The organism is Variovorax sp. YR216 (assembly GCF_900107745.1).
In the GTDB taxonomy this organism is placed as follows: Bacteria; Pseudomonadota; Gammaproteobacteria; order Burkholderiales; family Burkholderiaceae_C; genus Variovorax.
This window is the reverse complement of sequence record NZ_FNRO01000023.1, coordinates 1-17,635: the sequence shown is the minus strand read 5'-3', so window position 1 is coordinate 17,635 and position 17,635 is coordinate 1. Positions and strand designations below refer to the sequence as shown.

Below are 17,635 nucleotides of genomic sequence, written 5' to 3'. Positions count from 1 at the left end.
GGTGTCAATGTGATCTGAGGTCAGAGAGGAACTTGCGGGCGCGATCCGTCTGTGGCGCAGAAAAGAAGCGCTCGGGCGCGGCGGTTTCGACGATGCGCCCCTGGTCCATGAACCACACGCGGTCGGCAACCTCGCGTGCGAAGTTCATCTCGTGGGTCACGCACATCATGGTCATCCCATCACGCGCGAGCGACTTCATGACCTGGAGCACCTCGCCGACCATTTCGGGATCGAGCGCACTGGTGGGCTCGTCGAACAGCATGGCCGGAGGATCCATGGCCAGCGCTCGCGCGATCGCGACGCGCTGCTGCTGACCGCCGGACAACTGGGTGGGAAAGGCATCGATCTTGGCCGCGAGGCCGACACGCGCGAGAAGTTGCTCCGCCCGCTCCCTCGCCTGCGCCTTGCTGCGCTTCAGGACGATGGTCGGCGCAAGCATGATGTTCTCGGCCACCGACAGATGAGGGAACAGATTGAAGCTCTGGAATACGAAGCCGACGTGGCTGCGGAACTTGTTGAGATCCAGCGACCGCGCATGGATGTCCTGCCCGTCGAAAGTGATCCGCCCCTTCTGGATTTCCTCGAGGCGATTGACGGTGCGAATGAGCGTCGACTTGCCCGAACCCGAAGGCCCGCAAACCACCACCACCTCGCCTTTGCCGATCTCGGCATCGATGTCGTTGAGAGCGTGGTAGTCCGAATACCACTTGTTGACGCGTTCGAAACGGATCATGGAAGAAACCGATGTCATGGCAAGCTCACTCCGCCGTTGCGGGAACGGCAATTGGCAGGGATGGCGCTGCCGCGGCTGCCGGCGCTCCCGCGCGGCGGCGGGCCACCCGTCGCTCGAGGTAGCGGGCGAGCTGGGTCAGCGTGAAGCACAGCACGAAATAGATCGCAGCCAGGATTACGAAAACTTGGAAGGGCTTGGTCATCAGGGAACTGTTGATCTGGTTCGCCGCGAAGGTCAGCTCGTTGACGCTGATGACGTAGCCCAGCGACGTTTCCTTGATGGTCGAGACGAACTGGCTCAGCATCGAGGGGACCATGTTGTAGAGCGCCTGCGGCAGGACGACCCTGCGCATCGCCTGCATGTAGCTCAGACCCACGGCCCGCGCGGCTTCGGTCTGGCCCTTCGGAAGAGACTCGATACCGGCACGCACGACCTCGGCGATGTAGGCGGCCTGATAGACCACCAGCGTCACGAGCATCGTGCTGAAGCCGCTGACCGGGCGGCCCAGCAAGGCCGGCAGGAAGAAATACACCCAGAAGATCAGCATGAGGAGCGGCACGCCGCGCATCACGTAGACAAGAGCGGTGGCGGGCCAGTACAGCCACCTGAACGGGCTGATCCGGGCGAGCGCCAGGACGACGCCGAGCGGAAACGCCAGGGCGACGCCCAGCACGGAGAGGATGAAGGTGATCGCGAGGCCGCCCAGCGGCCCGTTGGGGTACTGCCCCACGAGCAACAGGAGCCCATGGTCACGCAGGATGCTCAGGATGTCGTTCATGACTATCTCGCCGCGAGGGCCCAGCGACGCTCGGCCAGATTGCCGGCGAACATGATCAGAAGCGAGAAACCCAGATAGACGACCGTGGTGAAGAGATAGATCTCCACCGTCTTGAAGGTCTGCGTCTCGATCTCTCGCGTGGCATAGGTCAGTTCGGCGACGCCGATGGTCATGGCCAGCGCCGTGCCCTTGAACAGCAGCACGGTGTGGTTGACGAGCGTCGGCAGTGCGATCCGAAGCGCCTGCGGCAGGACGACGAGGCGGAAGGACTGCAGGTAGCTCAAGCCCAGTGCACGCGCGGCCTCCAGTTGCGATCTGGGGATTGCGCGAATTCCGCCGCGCAGGTCTTCGGAGACGTAGGCCGACATGGCGAGCGAGATGGAGATCGTGGCGAAGATGAACTCGCCTCCGTGGCGATTGATCCAGACCTGCAGCTCAGCGGGAAGCAACGCGGCAACGCCGAAGTACCACAGGAAGACCTGCACTAGCATCGGCACGTTCTGGTGGTACTCCACCCATGCGGCCACCAGGCCGCGTGCCACGCGGCTCGTGGTCATGCGCGCAAGGGCGAGCAAGGTCCCGATGAGCATGGCCAGCAACCACGCGAGAGCCGTCAGCTCCAGCATCGTGACCAGTCCGTTCGCGATCATCCGCGGGTAGTCGCCGCGCAGAAGGACCGAGAAATCGATGGGATTCATGGGGACGGTCTCGCCCGGCGCTAGCCTTTGATCGGCTCGATCTTGAAGCCGCGGCGCATCCCGTACGTCGTCCCGGTGCCCAGCCACTTGTCGAAGATCCTCGCGGCTTCACCTGACTTCTCCATGGACTCCAGCACGTCATTGACCTGCTTGAGCATCGCCGGTTCGCTCTTGCGAACGCCGATGCCCCACGGTTCGCTGAACAGCTCCGGCTCGAGGATGTCGATCGGGGCCGTCGCCTGGACTTCCTTCTGCCACTTGACGAGCACCAGTTCCGAGACCGCGATGCCGTCGGCCTTGCCCTGCTGCAGGGCCAGGAAGACCGCGGGCGGATCCTGGTAGGTGACCGTCGTGACGTTGGGGATCGCCTTGCGGGCGCCTGCTTCCGAGGTGGAGCCCTTGGTGGCGGCGACGCGCTTTCCGGAAAGATCGGTCGGCTTCTTGTAGCCGTCGGCCCGCCGTGTCGCCACCTTTGTCAAGCTCACGTAGTAGCCGTCGCTGAATGCGATCTCCTGTGCCCGTTCCGGCGTCCAGCCCAGATTGGCTGCGAGGACATCCACGCGACCCTGCTGCAACTCGGGAATCCGCGCGGGCACGGCCACCATCTTCACTTCGAGCTTCACGCCCAGGCTCTTGGCTAGAGCGGCGCAGAAATCGACGTCGTAGCCCTGAATTTCGCGCGTCTGCGGATTCGGGAAGCTGAACGGCTCGGCGATGCCCAAGGTGCCGCAAACCAGCGTGCCTCTTTGCTTGATGTCGGCCAGTTGGTCGGCATGAGCCAATCCAGCGGAAAGTGCGGCCATTCCGGCAAGAGCAAGCGATGGGATGGAAAACTTATGCATGGTCGGTTTCCTTCAAGGTTGATGGAACGGTCACGAGGGAAGAAACAGCTTCGGCGAGCGCGGCACAGCCCGCTTCGATCTGCTCGATCGAAGTTGCGAAGGACATTCGCACGTAGCCAGGCGCACCGTAGGAGCTGCCGTCGATGGCGGCCACACCGGCTTCATCGAGGAAGAACATGACCACGTCCAAGTCGTCGCGGAGCGTTTTTCCTGATGGCGTCTTTGCCCCGATGAGGCCAGCTACGGACACAAAGACGTAGAAAGCGCCGTCCGGTCGAGGGCAATGAATGCCAGGGATCTTGTTGAGCAACTCAACCATCCGGTCACGCCTGGCCTGGAACAAGGCCTTGGCGTCGGCCACGCAATCCTGCGGCCCTTGCAGTGCGGTGACGGCCGCCACCTGGCTGACCGTCGCGGCGCACGAGACGCTCTGTGTGAGCAAGAGCGTGATGGCCTTGATCAGCGGCACCGGCCCAGCGCCGTAGCCGATTCGCCATCCAGTCATCGCATAGGCCTTCGACACGCCGTTCACGATGAGAGCCTGATCCTTCAGCTTGGGTTCGATCGCCACGATCGATAGGTGACGCACGTCCCCGTACGCGAAATGCTCGTAGATCTCGTCGGTCATCACCCAAACATGGGGGTGCCGCAACAGAACGTCCGCCAGCGCCCTCAACTCTTCGGGCGAGTAGATCGCGCCGGTGGGATTGTTCGGGGAATTCAGGACCAGCCACCGCGTGCGCGCTGTGATCGCCTGGTCCAGCGCATCGGCAGACAGCTTGAATCCCGCGCTTTCGTCGCATCGCACGATGACCGGCGTGCCCCCATGCAACGCAACCATGTCCGGGTAGGAAACCCAATATGGAGCGGGAACGATGACTTCATCGCCCTCGTTCACCGTCGCTGCCAGCGCGCTGTAGATGATGTTCTTGGCACCGCACCCCACCACCAGTTGCTCGGGCCCGTAGGTCAGCCCGTTCTCCCGGTCGAGCTTCTCGGCGATGGCCCAACGAAGCGCCGGAATACCGGCCGAAGCCGTGTATCGAGTTTGTCCCGAGGTCAGGGCGCACACCCCTGCCTCCACGATGTGCGAGGGTGTGGGGAAGTCCGGCTCTCCGATGCTGAAGTCGATGATGGTGCGGCCAGCGGCGCGCAGTTGATCCACGCGGAGTTTGGCGCCCATGCTTGGAGATGGCTTCACGAAGTCGAGGCGGCTTGCGATCGGATAGGTCATGGGAAGGCTTTTGCGTTCGGTGTGAGCGCATTCTTCATGGACATCCGATTCGAAAAAAGCGATATTTTTGAATTCATTGTTATCACTTTTTTCGATTCATATCGGGTTAGCCCGAGGACCACGCACCATGATGACGTTCAAGCAACTGGAGGCGATCTACTGGGTGGTGAGGCTTGGAGGATTTGCCAAGGCGGCCGAGAAGCTGCACACCACGCAGTCGGCGGTTTCCAAGCGCATCCAGGAGCTCGAGGCCTTGTTCGATACGCCCCTGTTTGACCGCAGCTTGAGGACTTCGCGGTTGACGGAGAAAGGCGAGGAAATGTTGGCCGTGGCCAAGCGGCTGCTCGAGCAGCGCGATCTGGCCGTCGAGCAGTTCCAGAAACCCGAGGTCGTGGAACGCCAGTTCAGGCTCGGGATCACCGAACTGACGGCCATGACATGGCTGCCCAAGCTGGTGGCGCGGATCCGGGCCTTCTATCCCAAGGTCACCATACGACCCGCGGTAGACGCCAGTTTCGCGCTGCGAGACAAGCTCCTGGCTGACGAACTGGACCTCGCGATCGTCCCCGATGCGTTCCGGGAGCCGCGCTTTGCCGTTCACCCGGTCGGCACTGTGGAAGTGGTCTGGATGTGCAAGCCGGGCTTCGTGCAAACACGAAGGCCGCTGAGGCTGCACGAACTGGGCAAGTACCCCTTGCTCTTGCAGACCCAATCGGCCACGAACATGGTGCTCGATCGCTGGCTCGAATCGCAGGGCGTCAGGCTCACGAGTTCGATCAGCAGCAACAACATGCTCGCGCAGATCGGGATGACCGTCTCGGGCCTCGGCATCACCTACTTGCCGCTTCAATGCCTCAAACCGATGATCGAAAGCGGCATGCTTGCAACCATCAAGGTGACGCCTTCCGCGCCGGACATGTCGTACGTTGCGATGTACCGTTCAGAGCAGCGAAGCACGCTGGTCAAGTCGATCGCGATGCTGGCGCAGGAATGCTGTGACTTCTCCAGCATGTTTCAAAGAGAGGAAGCGATTGATCAAGGGAAATAGCCTGACTGGCGCCGACATTCGGCTATCAGGCGAGTTGAACGGGCTTAGCGAACGACGCTTCTGTCCGGGATGAGTGGCCTTCCCTAACTGCGGGAAGGCCTCTTACGTCCGGATGTTTTCAGCGACCACCTTGATACCGACCTCCATCGACGGGGTCCCCGTGTGATTGATGGACGCGAGGAAAATCACTAACCCAAGGACACGCCCTGGCCGGCACTTCCAGGCATGGCATCAGGCAGTTCGTGCAGTGGGCCGCCCGCCTCCGGTTCGATGCGTTGGGCCGAGTGCGACACATGCTCCTCGGACTTCCCTGAGACGTAGTCACGCCATACCAGCGGCAGGATACCGCCATGGCGCCAGTAGTCCACGTCTTCCTGCGTGTCGAGGCGGATGACGAGAGGAACGACCGTTATCGACCCATCGGTACGTCGCACGATGGCGTCGATGCGACCGGACACCTTCAGGTGTTGGGCGAGCGCAGGCACATCGATGGTTTCGCTGCCATCGAGGCCAAGCGATTCCGCCGTGGTGCCCGCTTCGAATTGCAGCGGCAGTACGCCCATGCCCACGAGATTGGTTCGATGGATGCGCTCGAAGCTCTCCGCAATCACCGCCTTGACGCCGAGCAGGGCTACGCCTTTGGCTGCCCAGTCGCGCGAGGAGCCACAACCGTAGTTCTTGCCAGCAATGACGGCGAGGGGCACATCGCGGCGCAAGTATTCCCCGGCGGCTTCGAACACGCGCATCTGCTTGCCTTCGGGCATCAGCTTCGTCTCGCCTCCTTCGACGCCAGGCACGATGCGGTTGCGCAGGCGAATGTTGGCGAAGGTCGCGCGGACCGCCACGTCGTGATTGCCGCGACGCGTCGTGTAGTTGTTGAAGTCGCGGCGCTCGACCCCCTTCGAGAGAAGGAAGTCGGCGGCGGGTGTCCCGAGGCTGATGGCACCCGACGGAGAGATGTGGTCAGTCGTCACGGAATCGCCGAGGATGACCAGCGGCCGCATGCCAGTGATGTCCTGGACCGGAGCAGCTTCGCGCGAGAGGCCTTCGAAATACGGGGGCTGAAGGATATAGGTGCTGCCGTCATTCCACGGGAACCGTTCGCTGCGCTCTCCAGCCAGGGCGTCCCATGGTTCACCCCCTTCGAACAGGTCGGCGTACTTCTGACGGAAGATTTCCGGCTCGTAGGCGCCGTCAACTGCCTTGGCGATTTCGACCGAAGTCGGCCAGATGTCGCGCAGGTACACCGGTTGGCCGTTGCTGCCGGTTCCGATGGGCTCCTTGGTCACATCGACCGACAACGTTCCGGTGAGCGCGTAGACCACGACCAACGCAGGCGAGCCGAGATAGGCGGCGCGCACGTTGGGATGAATGCGGCCTTCGAAGTTGCGGTTGCCAGAGAGCACTGCGGTACCTACCAGCTTTTCCGCTTCGATGGCCTCGACCACCGCATCGGGAAGAGGACCCGAACCGCCGTTGCAGGTTGTGCAACCAAAGCCGGCGACATGGAAGCCGAGCGCGTCCAGCGACTGCTGCAGCCCCGCCTTCTCGAGCACGGCAGCTGTCACATGGCTCCCTGGCACCAGGGAAGTCTTGACCCACGGCTTTGCCTTGAGGCCCAGGGCTACCGCCTTCTTTGCAACGAGGCCGGCGGCCATCATGTTCACGGGGTTGGCAGTGTTCGTGCAGCTGGTGATGGCTGCGATGAGCACGTCGCCGTCGTGCAGGGAGAACTGCTCGGCCTTCACGGGAGCAACGTGCTGTGGATCAAGAGGCCGGCCGGCAATCTCCTGGTAGTGCTTCACGAAGGCGCTTGGCACCGTCTCCAGGGGCAGATGGTCCTCGGGGTTGCGGGGACCAGCCAGGCACGGGCGGATTTCGTCGAGGTCAATGGTCACGACGGTGTCGAAGACGGGTGCGGGCGTTTGCGCGCTGCGCCAGAGCTTTTGCGCCTTGGCATACGCCTCCACGAGTTCGACCTGAGCGGCATCGCGGCCCGTCATCCGCAGATAGTCCATCGTGCGCTCGTCGATGGGGAAGTAGACCGCGGTGGCCCCGTACTCGGGCGCCATATTGGCGATCATCCCGCGGTCCCCCAGCGACAGGGCCTCCAGGCCGTTGCCGAAGAACTCGACAAACTTGCCGACCACGCCGAGCGCACGCATTCGCTGCGTAATGGCGAGGACAAGGTCGGTAGGGAGCACGCCTTCGCGCAGCTTGCCCTTCACCTCGATGCCGACCACTTCAGGCAACGCGAGCGCAACAGGCTTGCCGACCATCACGGCCTCCGCCTCGATACCGCCGACGCCCCAACCTAGAACGCCCAGGCCGTTGATCATCGGGGTGTGGCTGTCGCTGCCGACGCAGGTATCAGGAATTGCAAGTTCGCCTTGGCCATCCTTGTCCGCCCAGACCACCTTGCCGATGTACTCGAGGTGAATCTGATGCATGATGCCCTTGCCCGGAGGGACGATGCGCACGCCCTCGAAGCTGCTGCTGCACCACCTCAGGAACGCAAAGCGCTCGCCGTTGCGCTGATATTCGCGTTCGAGGTTGAGCTTGCGAGCCATTGGAGACGCCCAGCTGTCGACCTGAAGCGAGTGGTCGATGATGACGTCGACTGGGACCTTGGGTCTCACCTTGGACGCATCGCCTCCCGCATCTGCTACAGCGTCGCGCATGGCGGCCATATCCACCAGCATCACCTGACCCAGAATGTCCTGCCCATACACGCGCGTCGGATAGAAGGTGAGCCCTGCCCCCACCTTGCGGCCGAGAAGCGCATCGATCTCGGCCTGGGTGTCCACGTCACGGGTCGCCGCCTGGCGCATCAGGTTTTCCAGCAGGATGCGCAGGGAGAAGGGAAGCTGGTCGACGCCGTTTACGTCCGCGATAGAGACATAGCGCACCGTCCGGTTGGCCACGGGAAGTTGCTTAATCTGAGGTTCGGTTTTCATCTGATTTCCTTGAGTGGGGAGACGGGGCTGCGTCTAACGAACGTGGCAACGGTGCGGACCCCTGTGGGATTCATTAATGGGGCCTTGCATCGCTCAGTGCGTTCGAGTGCGCTGAACGACTCGATGCGGCGCGCTCGCAAGGCCTTGAGCGCGCCGGGAGCCTTCTTATTCGACCTTGATGTCCCGCTTCGTGACGAGCGCCTGCCAGCGCGCGGTCTCATCCGCGAGCAATTTGCCGAACTCAGCCGGGGTTCCGCCGGCCGGCGTCAAGCCGTCAGACGACATGCCCTTGGTCATTTCCGCACCGTGGATTGATTCGTTGATGGCCTTGTTGAGCTTGGCGACGATGTCCTGCGGGATGCCCTTGGGGCCGATGATTCCGTGCCAGTTCGTCACAGAGTAGTTGGGGAAGCCAGCCTCGGCAGTCGTGGGCACATCGGGAAGTGCTGCCAGCCGGTTGGGCGTCGTCACGGCCAGTGCTCTGAGCTTGTCAGCCTTGGCGAATGGGAGGGTGGAAGCGACGGTGCCGAAGACCACCTGGGTCTGGCCCGAGATGGTGTCGGTCAGTGCGGGGGCCGTGCCCTTGTACGGCACATGCATCATTTGTGCGCCCGTGACATCAAGGAAGTACTCGGTCGCGATGTGGACGATGCTGCCGGTGCCCGCCGAGGCGTAGCTCAGCTTGTTGGGCTCTTTTTTAGCCAAGGCCACCAGGTCCTTGAGGTTCTTGGCTGGCACTTCGGGGTTCACCGCGATGATGAATGGTCCTCGAGCCAACTGCGCGATGGGAGTGATGTCCTTGATGGGGTCAAACGTGAGCTTGTAGAGCGCAGGGTTCACGGTGTAACTGGCAGCAGCCAGGAACAACGTGTAGCCGTCTGCCGGCGACTTGAGCGCGGTGGTCGCGCCCAGGTTGCCGCCAGCGCCGGGGCGGTTTTCGACGATGACTGGTTGGCCCAGCTTTTCGCCAAGTCTCACCGCGACAAGGCGCGCGATGAAGTCGGAGCCACCACCCGGAGCGAAGGCCACGACGAGCTTGATGGGACGGTTCGGATACGGCGCTTCGGCCCAAGCGGGGTCAAAGAAGGCGCCCACCGCGGCGGTCGCCAACAGCGTGCGTCGCACTGCGCGAAAAAATAGCTTCTTTGTCTCGTTGGTTTGCATGGATGTTTCCTTCACTGCTCGTTGTGGAGACGGCGCGAAACGAGTGAATCTCGTCAGCGCCTTGTTATGTATTTTATGATCACTTTAGGCAATCTTGGCCGAGGGCATACCCTTTGAATGAGTAACGAGTTGCTCCAACCCCTGGCGCGACCGGGCATCCGGCGGGCGACGAGCCCGAGGGCTCAGTGGTTCAAGGAAGGAGCGGCCTGCTCAGGCCGCTTGGGAGAAAACGCTGGAGTCCTGCAGCTTGCCGCGGCGCGCGCCATTCAGGTGTGCACGCATCAAGTTGGCAGCTTGCATGAAGTCCTGGCGCTCGATGGCATCCAGGATGGCCAGATGCTCTGCAGCCTGGGTGTGCCGGGGGCCTCGCTTGGTGGCCTGCCGGTATTCCACCAACCGGCGCAGTTGATTGATTCGCCGCACCGACTGCAAGACGAATCGGTTGTGTCCCCACTGGGCAATCGTCTCGTGGAAGTGGCTGTTCGCCTCGAAGAGCTCGATGGGCGTCATCGTCTGGAATCCCCCGTCGACGATGCGCTGCTGCTCGCGCCTGAGCTGCTTGAGCTCGGCCGGCACGAAGCTGAAGGACGGTCCCAGGATGGACCCCGGCTCGATGGACTGCCGGAACAGGTAGCTCTCCTCGTACGCGTCCGGAGAGTCAATCAAGGACAGGAATCGCCATCCGTGCCCCATGCTCTGCTCAATCCAGCCCTCCTCGGAAATCCGGGACAGAACCTTCCGTAGGGTGCTTCGCGCCACCCCATATCGACGCATCAACTCGGCCTCGGTCACCTCGTCGGGCAAGATTTCGGACTGACGGTCCTCCGCAATACGAAGATAAAGAGGATCGTCCGTAGCCAGGAGACTGGACACAGAAGCGTCCCAGTCCTTGGCATCGACACTCAGAAAGAAGCCGCGGTTGGCGTCCTGCTGCAGGACGCCGAGATGAGCCAGGTGCCTCAGGGCGACCTGAATCGGCGAGCGGGAAGTCCCAATGTGCTGGGCGAGCTGAATCTCCGGCAGATGGTCCCCCGCGACACGGTTGTCCCTGCGCACCAAAGCAACGATCTCCCGGGCAACACGTTGCTGCAGGGAGGTCAGTTCCGGGGCAGAGGCAACTTCTTTCACAGGGGCCATGCTCGTAGTCTAGGTCAGTCAATCCTTATCCCATATTGCTTGATGAGCTTGGACCAGCGCTCGTTCTCACGCTGAATGAGTTCGGCGAACTCCTTGGGGCCCGCGCCAACGGGCTCGGTCATGCCCGCCGACAACTTCTCGGCGATGTCTTTTTCCTTCACCGCAGCCGAAGCGGCAGCGTGGATCTTCTGGACCATCGCGTCCGGAGTGCCCTTCGGCACGGTCAGCCCCATCCAGGAAGCAAACTCATAGCCGCTCACACCACTCTCGGCCACCGTCGGGACGTCCGGCAGCGCCTTCGAGCGGTTCTTGCCGGTGACGGCCAGCGCCTTGAGCTTGCCCGCCTTGATGTGAGGGAGAGCGGCCAGCGGGAATGCCACGACGGTGCTGATTTCACCGCCCAGCAGCGCGACGATGGCCGGCGCACCGCCCTTGTATGGCACATGGGTGATGTCCACCTTGGCCATCGACTTGAGCATCTCGCCGGCGATGTGGTTGGCGCTGCCATTGCCCGCCGTCCCGTACGTGAATTTCCCTGGGTCCTTCTTGGCCAGCTCCAGGAATTCCTTCATGTTCTTCGCCGGCACGGAGGGGTTCGCGACGATGACCAGGTCGATGGAGGTCAGCCATGTAACGGGAGCGAGGCTCTCAGTCTTGTAGCCAGGGTTCGGATAGAGCCAAGGGTTCAGGGACATGGTGCCCTGATTCACGAATGTCACGGTGTACCCGTCGGGAGCGGCCTTGGCGCCAAGGGCCGTGCCGATGTTGCCGCCCGCACCGGCGCGGTTCTCGATGACGACCGCTTGGCCCAGCACTTCTTGCATCTTCCTCTGGATGCTCCGGCACACCACGTCGGCGTCGCCTCCGGCGGGCTGGGGAACGATGAGCGTGACCGGCTTGGTTGGGAATTTGTCCTGGGAAAAGCTACGGCCGGCAAAGCCGAGGGGAAGGACAGCGGCGCCTGCCTGCAGCAGCGCGCGACGAGAAATGCGGGTCATGAGGTTGTCTCCAAAGAGTGGGCGGAAGGGCGTCGAGAATTGTTGATTGTCTAAACTAATCATATAATGCAATTTAAAGACAGGTCAAACCATGGAGACAATCCCGAACATCGACCATCCCGACGTCGCGTATCGCGCGTATGTCGGGTGCAGGACGACCGCGCTTCGGAACGCCCGGGGCCGCGGCATAGAGGTTTTCGATGTGTCGAGAGCCGGCCGATGGACCCACAGATGGACCGTTCCCGCCGGCGACAACCCGTCCTACCTCCTGCTGGATGAGCAGCGCCGCGCGTTGCACTGCGTTCATGGCGACGGCGGCGAAATCAGCAGCTTCAAAGTCGACGTTGATGGCCACCTTCACGGGCTGGGAACGCAGTCCACTCGAGGAACGAATCCCGTCCACCTGGCGATGAGTGCCGGCAAGCACTGGGTCGTCGCAGCCAACTACGCCTCGGGCAGCGTCGTGAGCGTGCCGATTCAAGAAGATGGCTCGCTTGGCCCAGTGGCACATCTGCTTGAGCTCCCAGCAAAGGCCGGCCCCCACAGGACCCAGCAGCGCGGCGCACACCCACACCAGGTCGTCCTCGACCCGTCGGGTCAGTGGTTCCTCGTACCGGACAAGGGCGCCGATGGCATCCATACCGTTGCCATCAACGAGGCAACAGGCGAACTGCGCCTGGTATCGACCCTCGAAGTCGCACCAGGGAGCGGCCCCCGGCATCTGGTCTTCCGTACGGACGGCGTGATTGCCTGGGTGGTGTTGGAACTGTCCAGCCAAGTCCTGCGGACGCGGTTCGACGCATCGACGGGTCGGTTGGAGCCCATCGCTCGCACCACGACAGTCCCCGACTGCTTCACTGGCGAGAACACAGGCGCTGGCATCAGCCTATCCCGAGACGAACGCCACCTGCTGGTGAGCAATCGCGGCCACGGCAGCGTGGTGCGCTACGACGTCAGTCCAACAGGCGGTGCACTGTCCTCTCCAACCTGGACCCGAGTCGAAGGCACCGTTCCCCGCTTCATCTCTCCCCTCCCCGACAGCGATGCCCTGTGTGTCGCGAACGAAGACGCCGACTCCATCGTCTGCGTCGCGGGTCCGTCTCTTGTTGAACTGCTGACCACAACCGGCAGCCCGGTGTGCGTCGCGTTCACCCATCCATCGAAAGGAAACCCATGACAAAGCAAGCTTCACAGATTGGCATTCGCGCGATGTACATGCGCGGCGGAACCAGCAAGGGAGTGTTCTTCACGCCGGACGACCTCCCGGACGCCGCTCGCCGACCTGGCGCGGCACGAGACGCCCTCATGCTGCGTGTCACGGGGAGCCCGGACCCTTATGGCAAGCAGATTGATGGCATGGGCGGAGCGACTTCCAGCACGAGCAAGGTTGTCATCGTGGGCCCGAGCTCTCGCCCAGACTGTGACGTTGACTACCTGTTCGGCGCGGTCGCCATCGAATCGCCCGTCGTCGACTGGAGCGGCAACTGCGGCAACCTGACCTCGGCCGTCGGTCCGTTTGCCATCGAGCGAGGCCTGGTAACGGCGCCGGAGCACGGCGTCGCAGTCGTGCGCATCTGGCAAGCCAACATCCAGAAGAAAATCATTGCGCACGTCCCCATGAGCGATGGTCAAGTCCAAGAAACTGGCGATTTCGAACTCGACGGGGTGACCTTCCCTGCAGCTGAAATCAAGCTGGAGTTCCTGGACCCCGGGGCGGACGAAGACGGCGAAGGGGGCGCGATGTTCCCCACGGGGAACATGATTGACAAGGTGGATGTGCCCGGAGTGGGCGTCGTCGAGGCGACTCTCATCAATGCCGGCAACCCCACCATCTTCGTCGACGCTGTCACGCTGGGTCTGAGCGGTTCCGAGTTGCAGCCTCGCGTCAACACGGACGCTGAACTGCTGGCAAAGGCTGAAGCCATTCGCGCGAACGCGACTGTCGCCATGGGCCTCGCGGCCACGGCCGCAGAGGCAACCGAAAAGCGACCGCACACGCCGAAGCTGGCATTCGTTGCCCAACCCACTGGGTACACAGCGTCCAGCGGCAAGGCGGTCAGCTCTGACGACATGGACCTGTGCGCCCGGATCTTCTCAATGGGGAAACTTCACCACGCCATGACCGGCACCGGAGCCGTCGCGATTGCGGTTGCCGCAGCAATCCCTGGCACCTTGGTTTCCCGCGTTCTCGGTGGGGGCCGTCACGACGAAATCCGCTTCGGTCATCCATCAGGTACGTTGAAAGTGGGGGCCGACGCGGCCGAGCAGGACGAAACCTGGTCAGTGACCAAGGCCCTCATGAGCCGCAGTGCTCGCCGCCTGATGGACGGGCAAGTCTTCGTCCCCTCCAACTGGTCCCCAGCGCAGTGAGGTTTCGTGGTGCACTACTCTGCGCATGACGCTGAAGCGCTCGCCCCGACCGGGGTGCTCCGAGCCACCATCAATCTTGGCAATCCTATATTGGCACGCCAGGAAGCAGGCAAAGAGCCTACGGGCGTGTCCGTGGACCTGGCTCGAGCGCTCGCCACACGCTTGGAGCTTCCGCTTGAACTCTCGGTCTTCGACGGTGCGGCCAAGGCCGTCGATGCCGTCTCGAATGACCGTGCGGACGTGGGCTTTTTCGCCGTCGACCCGCTGCGTGCTCAGGGCGTCCAGTTCACGTCGCCGTATGTGCTCATTGAAGGCTACTACCTCGTGCGCGAAAACGCACACTTCCAGACCCACGAAGACGTCGAGCAGCCCGGCGTCAGCGTCGTTGTGGGGAAAGGCAGCGCCTACGACCTGTACCTGACGCGTGCACTGCAGAAGGCCGAGCTCGTACGGAGCGCAACGTCCCCAGGCGTCATAGACCTGTTCATCGAAGGCGGTTACGACGTTGCGGCAGGTGTCAAGCAACAGCTCGAATCGGATGCCCAACGAGTCGGCGGGCTGCGCCTTCTGCCCGAGCGTTTCATGGTCATCCAGCAGGCGATGGGACTTCCTTCCACACGAAGCGCGCTGGCGGCATCGCTGCTTCAGCAGTTCATCGAGAACTGCAAGTCTTCCGGCTTCGTGCAAGAAGCGCTCAAACGCCACCGCATCGACGGCGCAGCGGTGGCGCCTGAGGCGACGCCATAGGATTGTTTGCACCGGCTGGTACACCGGTACACCCAAGCCCATCATTGACCGCCTGTGGACCGAAGTCATCGCCGCACCGAGGTCACACTTGGCAATCGAGCGCGTGAAGAATGGTGGCCGAAGGTGTCCGCCACGTGCGGGTGGCAGGTCGCCTTCGAGCAACGCCGTCATCACCTGCACGTCTGTCAGACCCTGAACCTGCTCAGGCCTGGCTAGGCCCGCATGTCCACCGCCGCGCTCGCGCCAGCGCCGCCGGACCTGCTCCACCTGCTGCTGCCAGGCTTGCAAAGGTGGCTTCGACCGTGTCGTCGTGTTTCATGTCGATTCCGATGACGGAGAAATTAGGCTGAGTGAGCCATCAGTTCTGGCTTCACTTCGGCGCCAGCACTCGGAACGGGCGTGTCCCGATCTCGGCGCCCGTCTGCCTTCGCGTGGACACGCGCCCGGCGGTGCGGCGCTGATGACCGCTACAGCGCCGGCGCGGCGGCCAAGCGCTTGCCCGCCTCGGCCGCCAGCGCAAGCACCACGCTGGCGGGCCGCATCATCACCATGAAATCGGTGATCCGGCCATGCGCTCGAGCATGTAGCCGGTGCCGCGCCCGAAGTGGCTGTGATAGGTGAAGTCCTGCATCACGCCGAACACCGCGCGCAGGATGGCCCCCATCGGGGCCTTGCCGTGATGCGGCGCGAAGGCCGCGGGGTTTCGGAGAACGACATTTTCGACCAGCAGGTCGGGCAACCGTTCCCAGTCGCGCGCGGCGACGATGCGGTGCCATTCCTCGAGGCCGGCATGCGCTGCCGCGTGTGGCTACCCCGGCTGCAGGTCGGTCGTTGTGACTGAAACGGTGTCGCTTATGGTTTTCACGCCAGCGCCTGGCCGAGGGCTCTAGTTCGACAAGCTCAAGCAGATGTCTGCAATGGGCACGTACCCGCCCATCCACCCTGCCCTCCCGAAGGACGCTTCACGCTGCACAGCCGCCGTAACACTGGGGCCGATGCGGCTATTACGAAGTGGCTGCCAGTTCGAAGCCCCGCGACCCGTCTGAATCTGGCCTTTCAGCTTGTGACTCGCGCGGTCGAACATCTAAATGCGTTTTTGACCATGGGTTTCAGCCCGCATAGGAAACTGAAAAGATGAACGCGGCCAACGGCTGAAATGATGCGCGCGCGGAGCCGGTGAAGCTGAGGCAGCTACTGAAAACTTCAACGCTTCCCTACACCGGCGACGCGAGCAGGCTAAAAGCGGCCAGCCGGCTATTTGAGTTCCCAAAAGGCTTGTTGCTCCGGAGAAGCGCGAGGCGTACAATTGCCTCACGAATCTCACGAAGGCGCCATGAACACTGCAGCCAAGGAATCGTCGAACGATGCCATGCAGGCACTCGTGACGCGCATCGACAGCATGCGGGAGGCCAGTCGCCTCGTCATCGACCGTGTGGCCCTGCTCCTCGGCGGAAGCGAGGACAAGGTGCTCACCCTGCAAGTTCGGGAGGCAATCAGCGATCTCGAGCGGCAATCGATGCAGGCGCTGGTCGACGGCGTTGAGCCCAAGCGAGCGCCAGCCACTCGGATCGAGCTCGAGAAGCGTGCCATCGACGCCGTGCTTCAAGGCACGGAGTGGAGCTCGGCCGCCGAAATCGGTCAGCGCCTGCACGCCAAGGCGGCGAATCCGCATGCGGCCGTCAGCCGCTGGAGTCAGAGCGGGCGGATCTTCGGGATTGACCACCGCGGCAAGAAGATCTACCCGGCGTACATTTTCGACACCACTTGGCAGCCGCTACCGGCAGTCAAGCGGGTGCTGGAGATCCTGGATGACTATTCACCGTTTCGGGTGGCGGCGTGGTTCGAGTCCACCAATTCGTTCCTGGGCGGGAAGCGCCCACGCGAGGTGATTTCGAGCAAGCCCTCTGCCGTCATTGCCGCCGCAGAGGATCACAAGGTGGGTGCGGTGCATGGCTAGTCCGGCGCCGCTTCTTCCTCCTCCTCCCAAAGCCCTCCGGATCCTGCCGCACAAGGCGGCGACTTGGTTTCGGGTGCATCCGTTCGATGCTGCGACCGGGAAGTACGCGCCGGCCGCCTTCAACGGCTCCGGACTCGGAAACGCACGATTCAGCCCCCTCTTCGATCCCGTCACGGGGAAGCCGATCCCGACGATCTACGCGGCAGAGAGCGAGCGCGGTGCTATCGCGGAGATCGTTTTGCATGACGTTCCCAACCCGTCAGCCGGCTACCAGCACGACCTGGAGCGCGACTACCGCGCCAATCTCCATCTAAGCCGCATTCGGGCGCCGGCGGCCAGGCTCGTCAACATGACCACGATGGGCCTCCAGGCCGCCGGCTTGGCGCCAGCCCACCTCTTCGAGGGCGACAAGGACGACTACGCCAGGACCAGAGAATGGGCCCAGTGGATCTGGCAGGACATGCCAGAGGCCCAGGGTCTGCGTTGGATGTCCAAGCGGGATAACCAGAGCGAGGTGATCATGCTCTTCGGCGATCGCGTAGACACGTCTGATGTCGACGACGACGGCAGCTCCCACCCGATGCAGGTGTACGAGAGCCTGGTCATCGAGCTGCTGGACGAGCTCGGCGCAGGCGTCTTTCCGTCGATCTGATGCTCCGCGCGGTCGGTCACGTGCTGAGGGAGCATTGTTCTTTGCAGCTCAGCGAAGGGAGCACCATAGAGCAGATTCCACGGATCTGGATCGCTGACGCTTGCATTGGCCGCTCCTTGACCTCAACGGCTGCTTCCGCCAGAAGCGGTCGTGGAGCGCAACTACGCGACCGACCGGATGTGGCGGGTTGCTCCAGTTCAACAAGCTCACGCGGATGCCCGCAATGGTTTAGGGTTGTCCGATACCTGCCCGTGCGACACGACAGCGCCGAGCGCGACAGCGGCCTGAGGGCAGGTGTTGGACAAGCCTCCATGGAGGAA

Annotated in this window: 15 protein-coding genes and 2 pseudogenes; 6 read left to right on the top strand and 11 right to left on the bottom strand. The window is 62.8% G+C overall.

Going from position 1 to position 17,635, the window contains the following annotated elements:
* Nucleotides 1-4 precede the first annotated feature (4 nt).
* From BLW05_RS31725 to BLW05_RS31705, 5 genes are read right to left on the bottom strand one after another with little or no spacing between them, the layout of a single operon-like run.
* On the bottom strand, nt 5-733 hold the full coding sequence (locus BLW05_RS31725; RefSeq protein ID WP_093168390.1) for an amino acid ABC transporter ATP-binding protein: 729 nt from the start codon (nt 731-733) through the stop codon (nt 5-7).
* 25 nt (nt 734-758) lie between these two features.
* Nucleotides 759-1,511, bottom strand: coding sequence for an amino acid ABC transporter permease (locus BLW05_RS31720; RefSeq protein ID WP_093168292.1), 753 nt, complete (start codon nt 1,509-1,511; stop codon nt 759-761).
* A gap of 2 nt (nt 1,512-1,513) precedes the next feature.
* On the bottom strand, nt 1,514-2,209 hold the full coding sequence (locus BLW05_RS31715) for an amino acid ABC transporter permease (protein WP_093168290.1): 696 nt from the start codon (nt 2,207-2,209) through the stop codon (nt 1,514-1,516).
* Nucleotides 2,210-2,229: 20 nt separating this feature from the next.
* The gene (locus BLW05_RS31710) at nt 2,230-3,051 is read right to left on the bottom strand and encodes an ABC transporter substrate-binding protein (RefSeq protein WP_093168288.1); all 822 of its coding nucleotides are present in this window, start codon (nt 3,049-3,051) and stop codon (nt 2,230-2,232) included.
* Nucleotides 3,044-4,285: a pyridoxal phosphate-dependent aminotransferase gene (locus tag BLW05_RS31705; protein ID WP_093168286.1), complete on the bottom strand. Its 1,242-nt coding sequence runs from the start codon at nt 4,283-4,285 to the stop codon at nt 3,044-3,046. The genes BLW05_RS31710 and BLW05_RS31705 overlap by 8 nt, the downstream gene beginning before the upstream one ends.
* A gap of 67 nt (nt 4,286-4,352) precedes the next feature.
* Here BLW05_RS31705 and BLW05_RS31700 point away from each other — a divergent pair, with 67 nt between their 5' ends.
* Nucleotides 4,353-5,333, top strand: a complete 981-nt coding sequence (locus BLW05_RS31700) for a LysR family transcriptional regulator (protein ID WP_371126998.1) — start codon at nt 4,353-4,355, stop codon at nt 5,331-5,333.
* 105 nt (nt 5,334-5,438) lie between these two features.
* Here BLW05_RS31700 and BLW05_RS36655 read toward each other — a convergent pair.
* The 5 genes and pseudogenes from BLW05_RS36655 to BLW05_RS31675 all read right to left on the bottom strand — a co-directional run.
* Nucleotides 5,439-5,534, bottom strand: a pseudogene (locus BLW05_RS36655) (acyl-CoA thioesterase); the annotation flags it as partial.
* A complete protein-coding gene (acnA, locus tag BLW05_RS31690) occupies nt 5,522-8,290 on the bottom strand; it encodes an aconitate hydratase AcnA (protein ID WP_093168284.1) in 2,769 nt (922 codons plus the stop codon). The gene acnA and the pseudogene BLW05_RS36655, both read right to left, overlap by 13 nt.
* 165 nt (nt 8,291-8,455) lie before the next feature.
* Nucleotides 8,456-9,400 (bottom strand): tripartite tricarboxylate transporter substrate binding protein, encoded by a 945-nt coding sequence (locus BLW05_RS31685; protein WP_256330584.1) that lies wholly within the window; start codon nt 9,398-9,400, stop codon nt 8,456-8,458.
* A 264-nt stretch (nt 9,401-9,664) separates the two neighbouring features.
* Nucleotides 9,665-10,582, bottom strand: coding sequence for a GntR family transcriptional regulator (locus BLW05_RS31680; RefSeq protein WP_256330583.1), 918 nt, complete (start codon nt 10,580-10,582; stop codon nt 9,665-9,667).
* Between the two features lie 23 nt (nt 10,583-10,605).
* A complete protein-coding gene (locus BLW05_RS31675; RefSeq protein ID WP_177142894.1) occupies nt 10,606-11,589 on the bottom strand; it encodes a Bug family tripartite tricarboxylate transporter substrate binding protein in 984 nt (327 codons plus the stop codon).
* A 91-nt stretch (nt 11,590-11,680) separates the two neighbouring features.
* Here BLW05_RS31675 and BLW05_RS31670 point away from each other — a divergent pair, with 91 nt between their 5' ends.
* From BLW05_RS31670 to BLW05_RS31660, 3 genes are read left to right on the top strand one after another with little or no spacing between them, the layout of a single operon-like run.
* Nucleotides 11,681-12,766, top strand: coding sequence for a lactonase family protein (locus BLW05_RS31670; RefSeq protein ID WP_093168198.1), 1,086 nt, complete (start codon nt 11,681-11,683; stop codon nt 12,764-12,766).
* Entirely contained in the window at nt 12,763-13,959 is a 1,197-nt protein-coding gene (prpF, locus tag BLW05_RS31665) for a 2-methylaconitate cis-trans isomerase PrpF (protein WP_093168196.1), read from the top strand. The genes BLW05_RS31670 and prpF overlap by 4 nt, the downstream gene beginning before the upstream one ends.
* 9 nt (nt 13,960-13,968) lie before the next feature.
* Entirely contained in the window at nt 13,969-14,706 is a 738-nt protein-coding gene (locus tag BLW05_RS31660) for an ABC transporter substrate-binding protein (protein WP_093168386.1), read from the top strand.
* Nucleotides 14,707-15,250: 544 nt separating this feature from the next.
* Here BLW05_RS31660 and BLW05_RS31655 read toward each other — a convergent pair.
* A pseudogene (locus BLW05_RS31655) lies at nt 15,251-15,475 on the bottom strand (nuclear transport factor 2 family protein); the annotation flags it as partial.
* A 564-nt stretch (nt 15,476-16,039) separates the two neighbouring features.
* Here BLW05_RS31655 and BLW05_RS31650 point away from each other — a divergent pair.
* Both BLW05_RS31650 and BLW05_RS31645 read left to right on the top strand, forming a co-directional pair.
* The gene (locus tag BLW05_RS31650; protein WP_093168194.1) at nt 16,040-16,663 is read left to right on the top strand and encodes a hypothetical protein; all 624 of its coding nucleotides are present in this window, start codon (nt 16,040-16,042) and stop codon (nt 16,661-16,663) included.
* On the top strand, nt 16,656-17,315 hold the full coding sequence (locus tag BLW05_RS31645) for an RES family NAD+ phosphorylase (protein WP_093168192.1): 660 nt from the start codon (nt 16,656-16,658) through the stop codon (nt 17,313-17,315). Before BLW05_RS31650 ends, BLW05_RS31645 begins: the two co-directional genes overlap by 8 nt.
* Nucleotides 17,316-17,635: the final 320 nt, after the last annotated feature.

Coding starts and splice junctions, on each gene's coding strand:
- BLW05_RS31725 (WP_093168390.1), bottom strand. CDS start 733: ATGATCCGTTTCGAACGCGTCAACAAGTGGTATTCGGACTACCACGCT.
- BLW05_RS31720 (WP_093168292.1), bottom strand. CDS start 1,511: ATGAACGACATCCTGAGCATCCTGCGTGACCATGGGCTCCTGTTGCTC.
- BLW05_RS31715 (WP_093168290.1), bottom strand. CDS start 2,209: ATGAATCCCATCGATTTCTCGGTCCTTCTGCGCGGCGACTACCCGCGG.
- BLW05_RS31710 (WP_093168288.1), bottom strand. CDS start 3,051: ATGCATAAGTTTTCCATCCCATCGCTTGCTCTTGCCGGAATGGCCGCA.
- BLW05_RS31705 (WP_093168286.1), bottom strand. CDS start 4,285: ATGACCTATCCGATCGCAAGCCGCCTCGACTTCGTGAAGCCATCTCCA.
- acnA (WP_093168284.1), bottom strand. CDS start 8,290: ATGAAAACCGAACCTCAGATTAAGCAACTTCCCGTGGCCAACCGGACG.
- BLW05_RS31675 (WP_177142894.1), bottom strand. CDS start 11,589: ATGACCCGCATTTCTCGTCGCGCGCTGCTGCAGGCAGGCGCCGCTGTC.
- BLW05_RS31670 (WP_093168198.1), top strand. CDS start 11,681: ATGGAGACAATCCCGAACATCGACCATCCCGACGTCGCGTATCGCGCG.
- prpF (WP_093168196.1), top strand. CDS start 12,763: ATGACAAAGCAAGCTTCACAGATTGGCATTCGCGCGATGTACATGCGC.
- BLW05_RS31650 (WP_093168194.1), top strand. CDS start 16,040: ATGAACACTGCAGCCAAGGAATCGTCGAACGATGCCATGCAGGCACTC.
- BLW05_RS31645 (WP_093168192.1), top strand. CDS start 16,656: ATGGCTAGTCCGGCGCCGCTTCTTCCTCCTCCTCCCAAAGCCCTCCGG.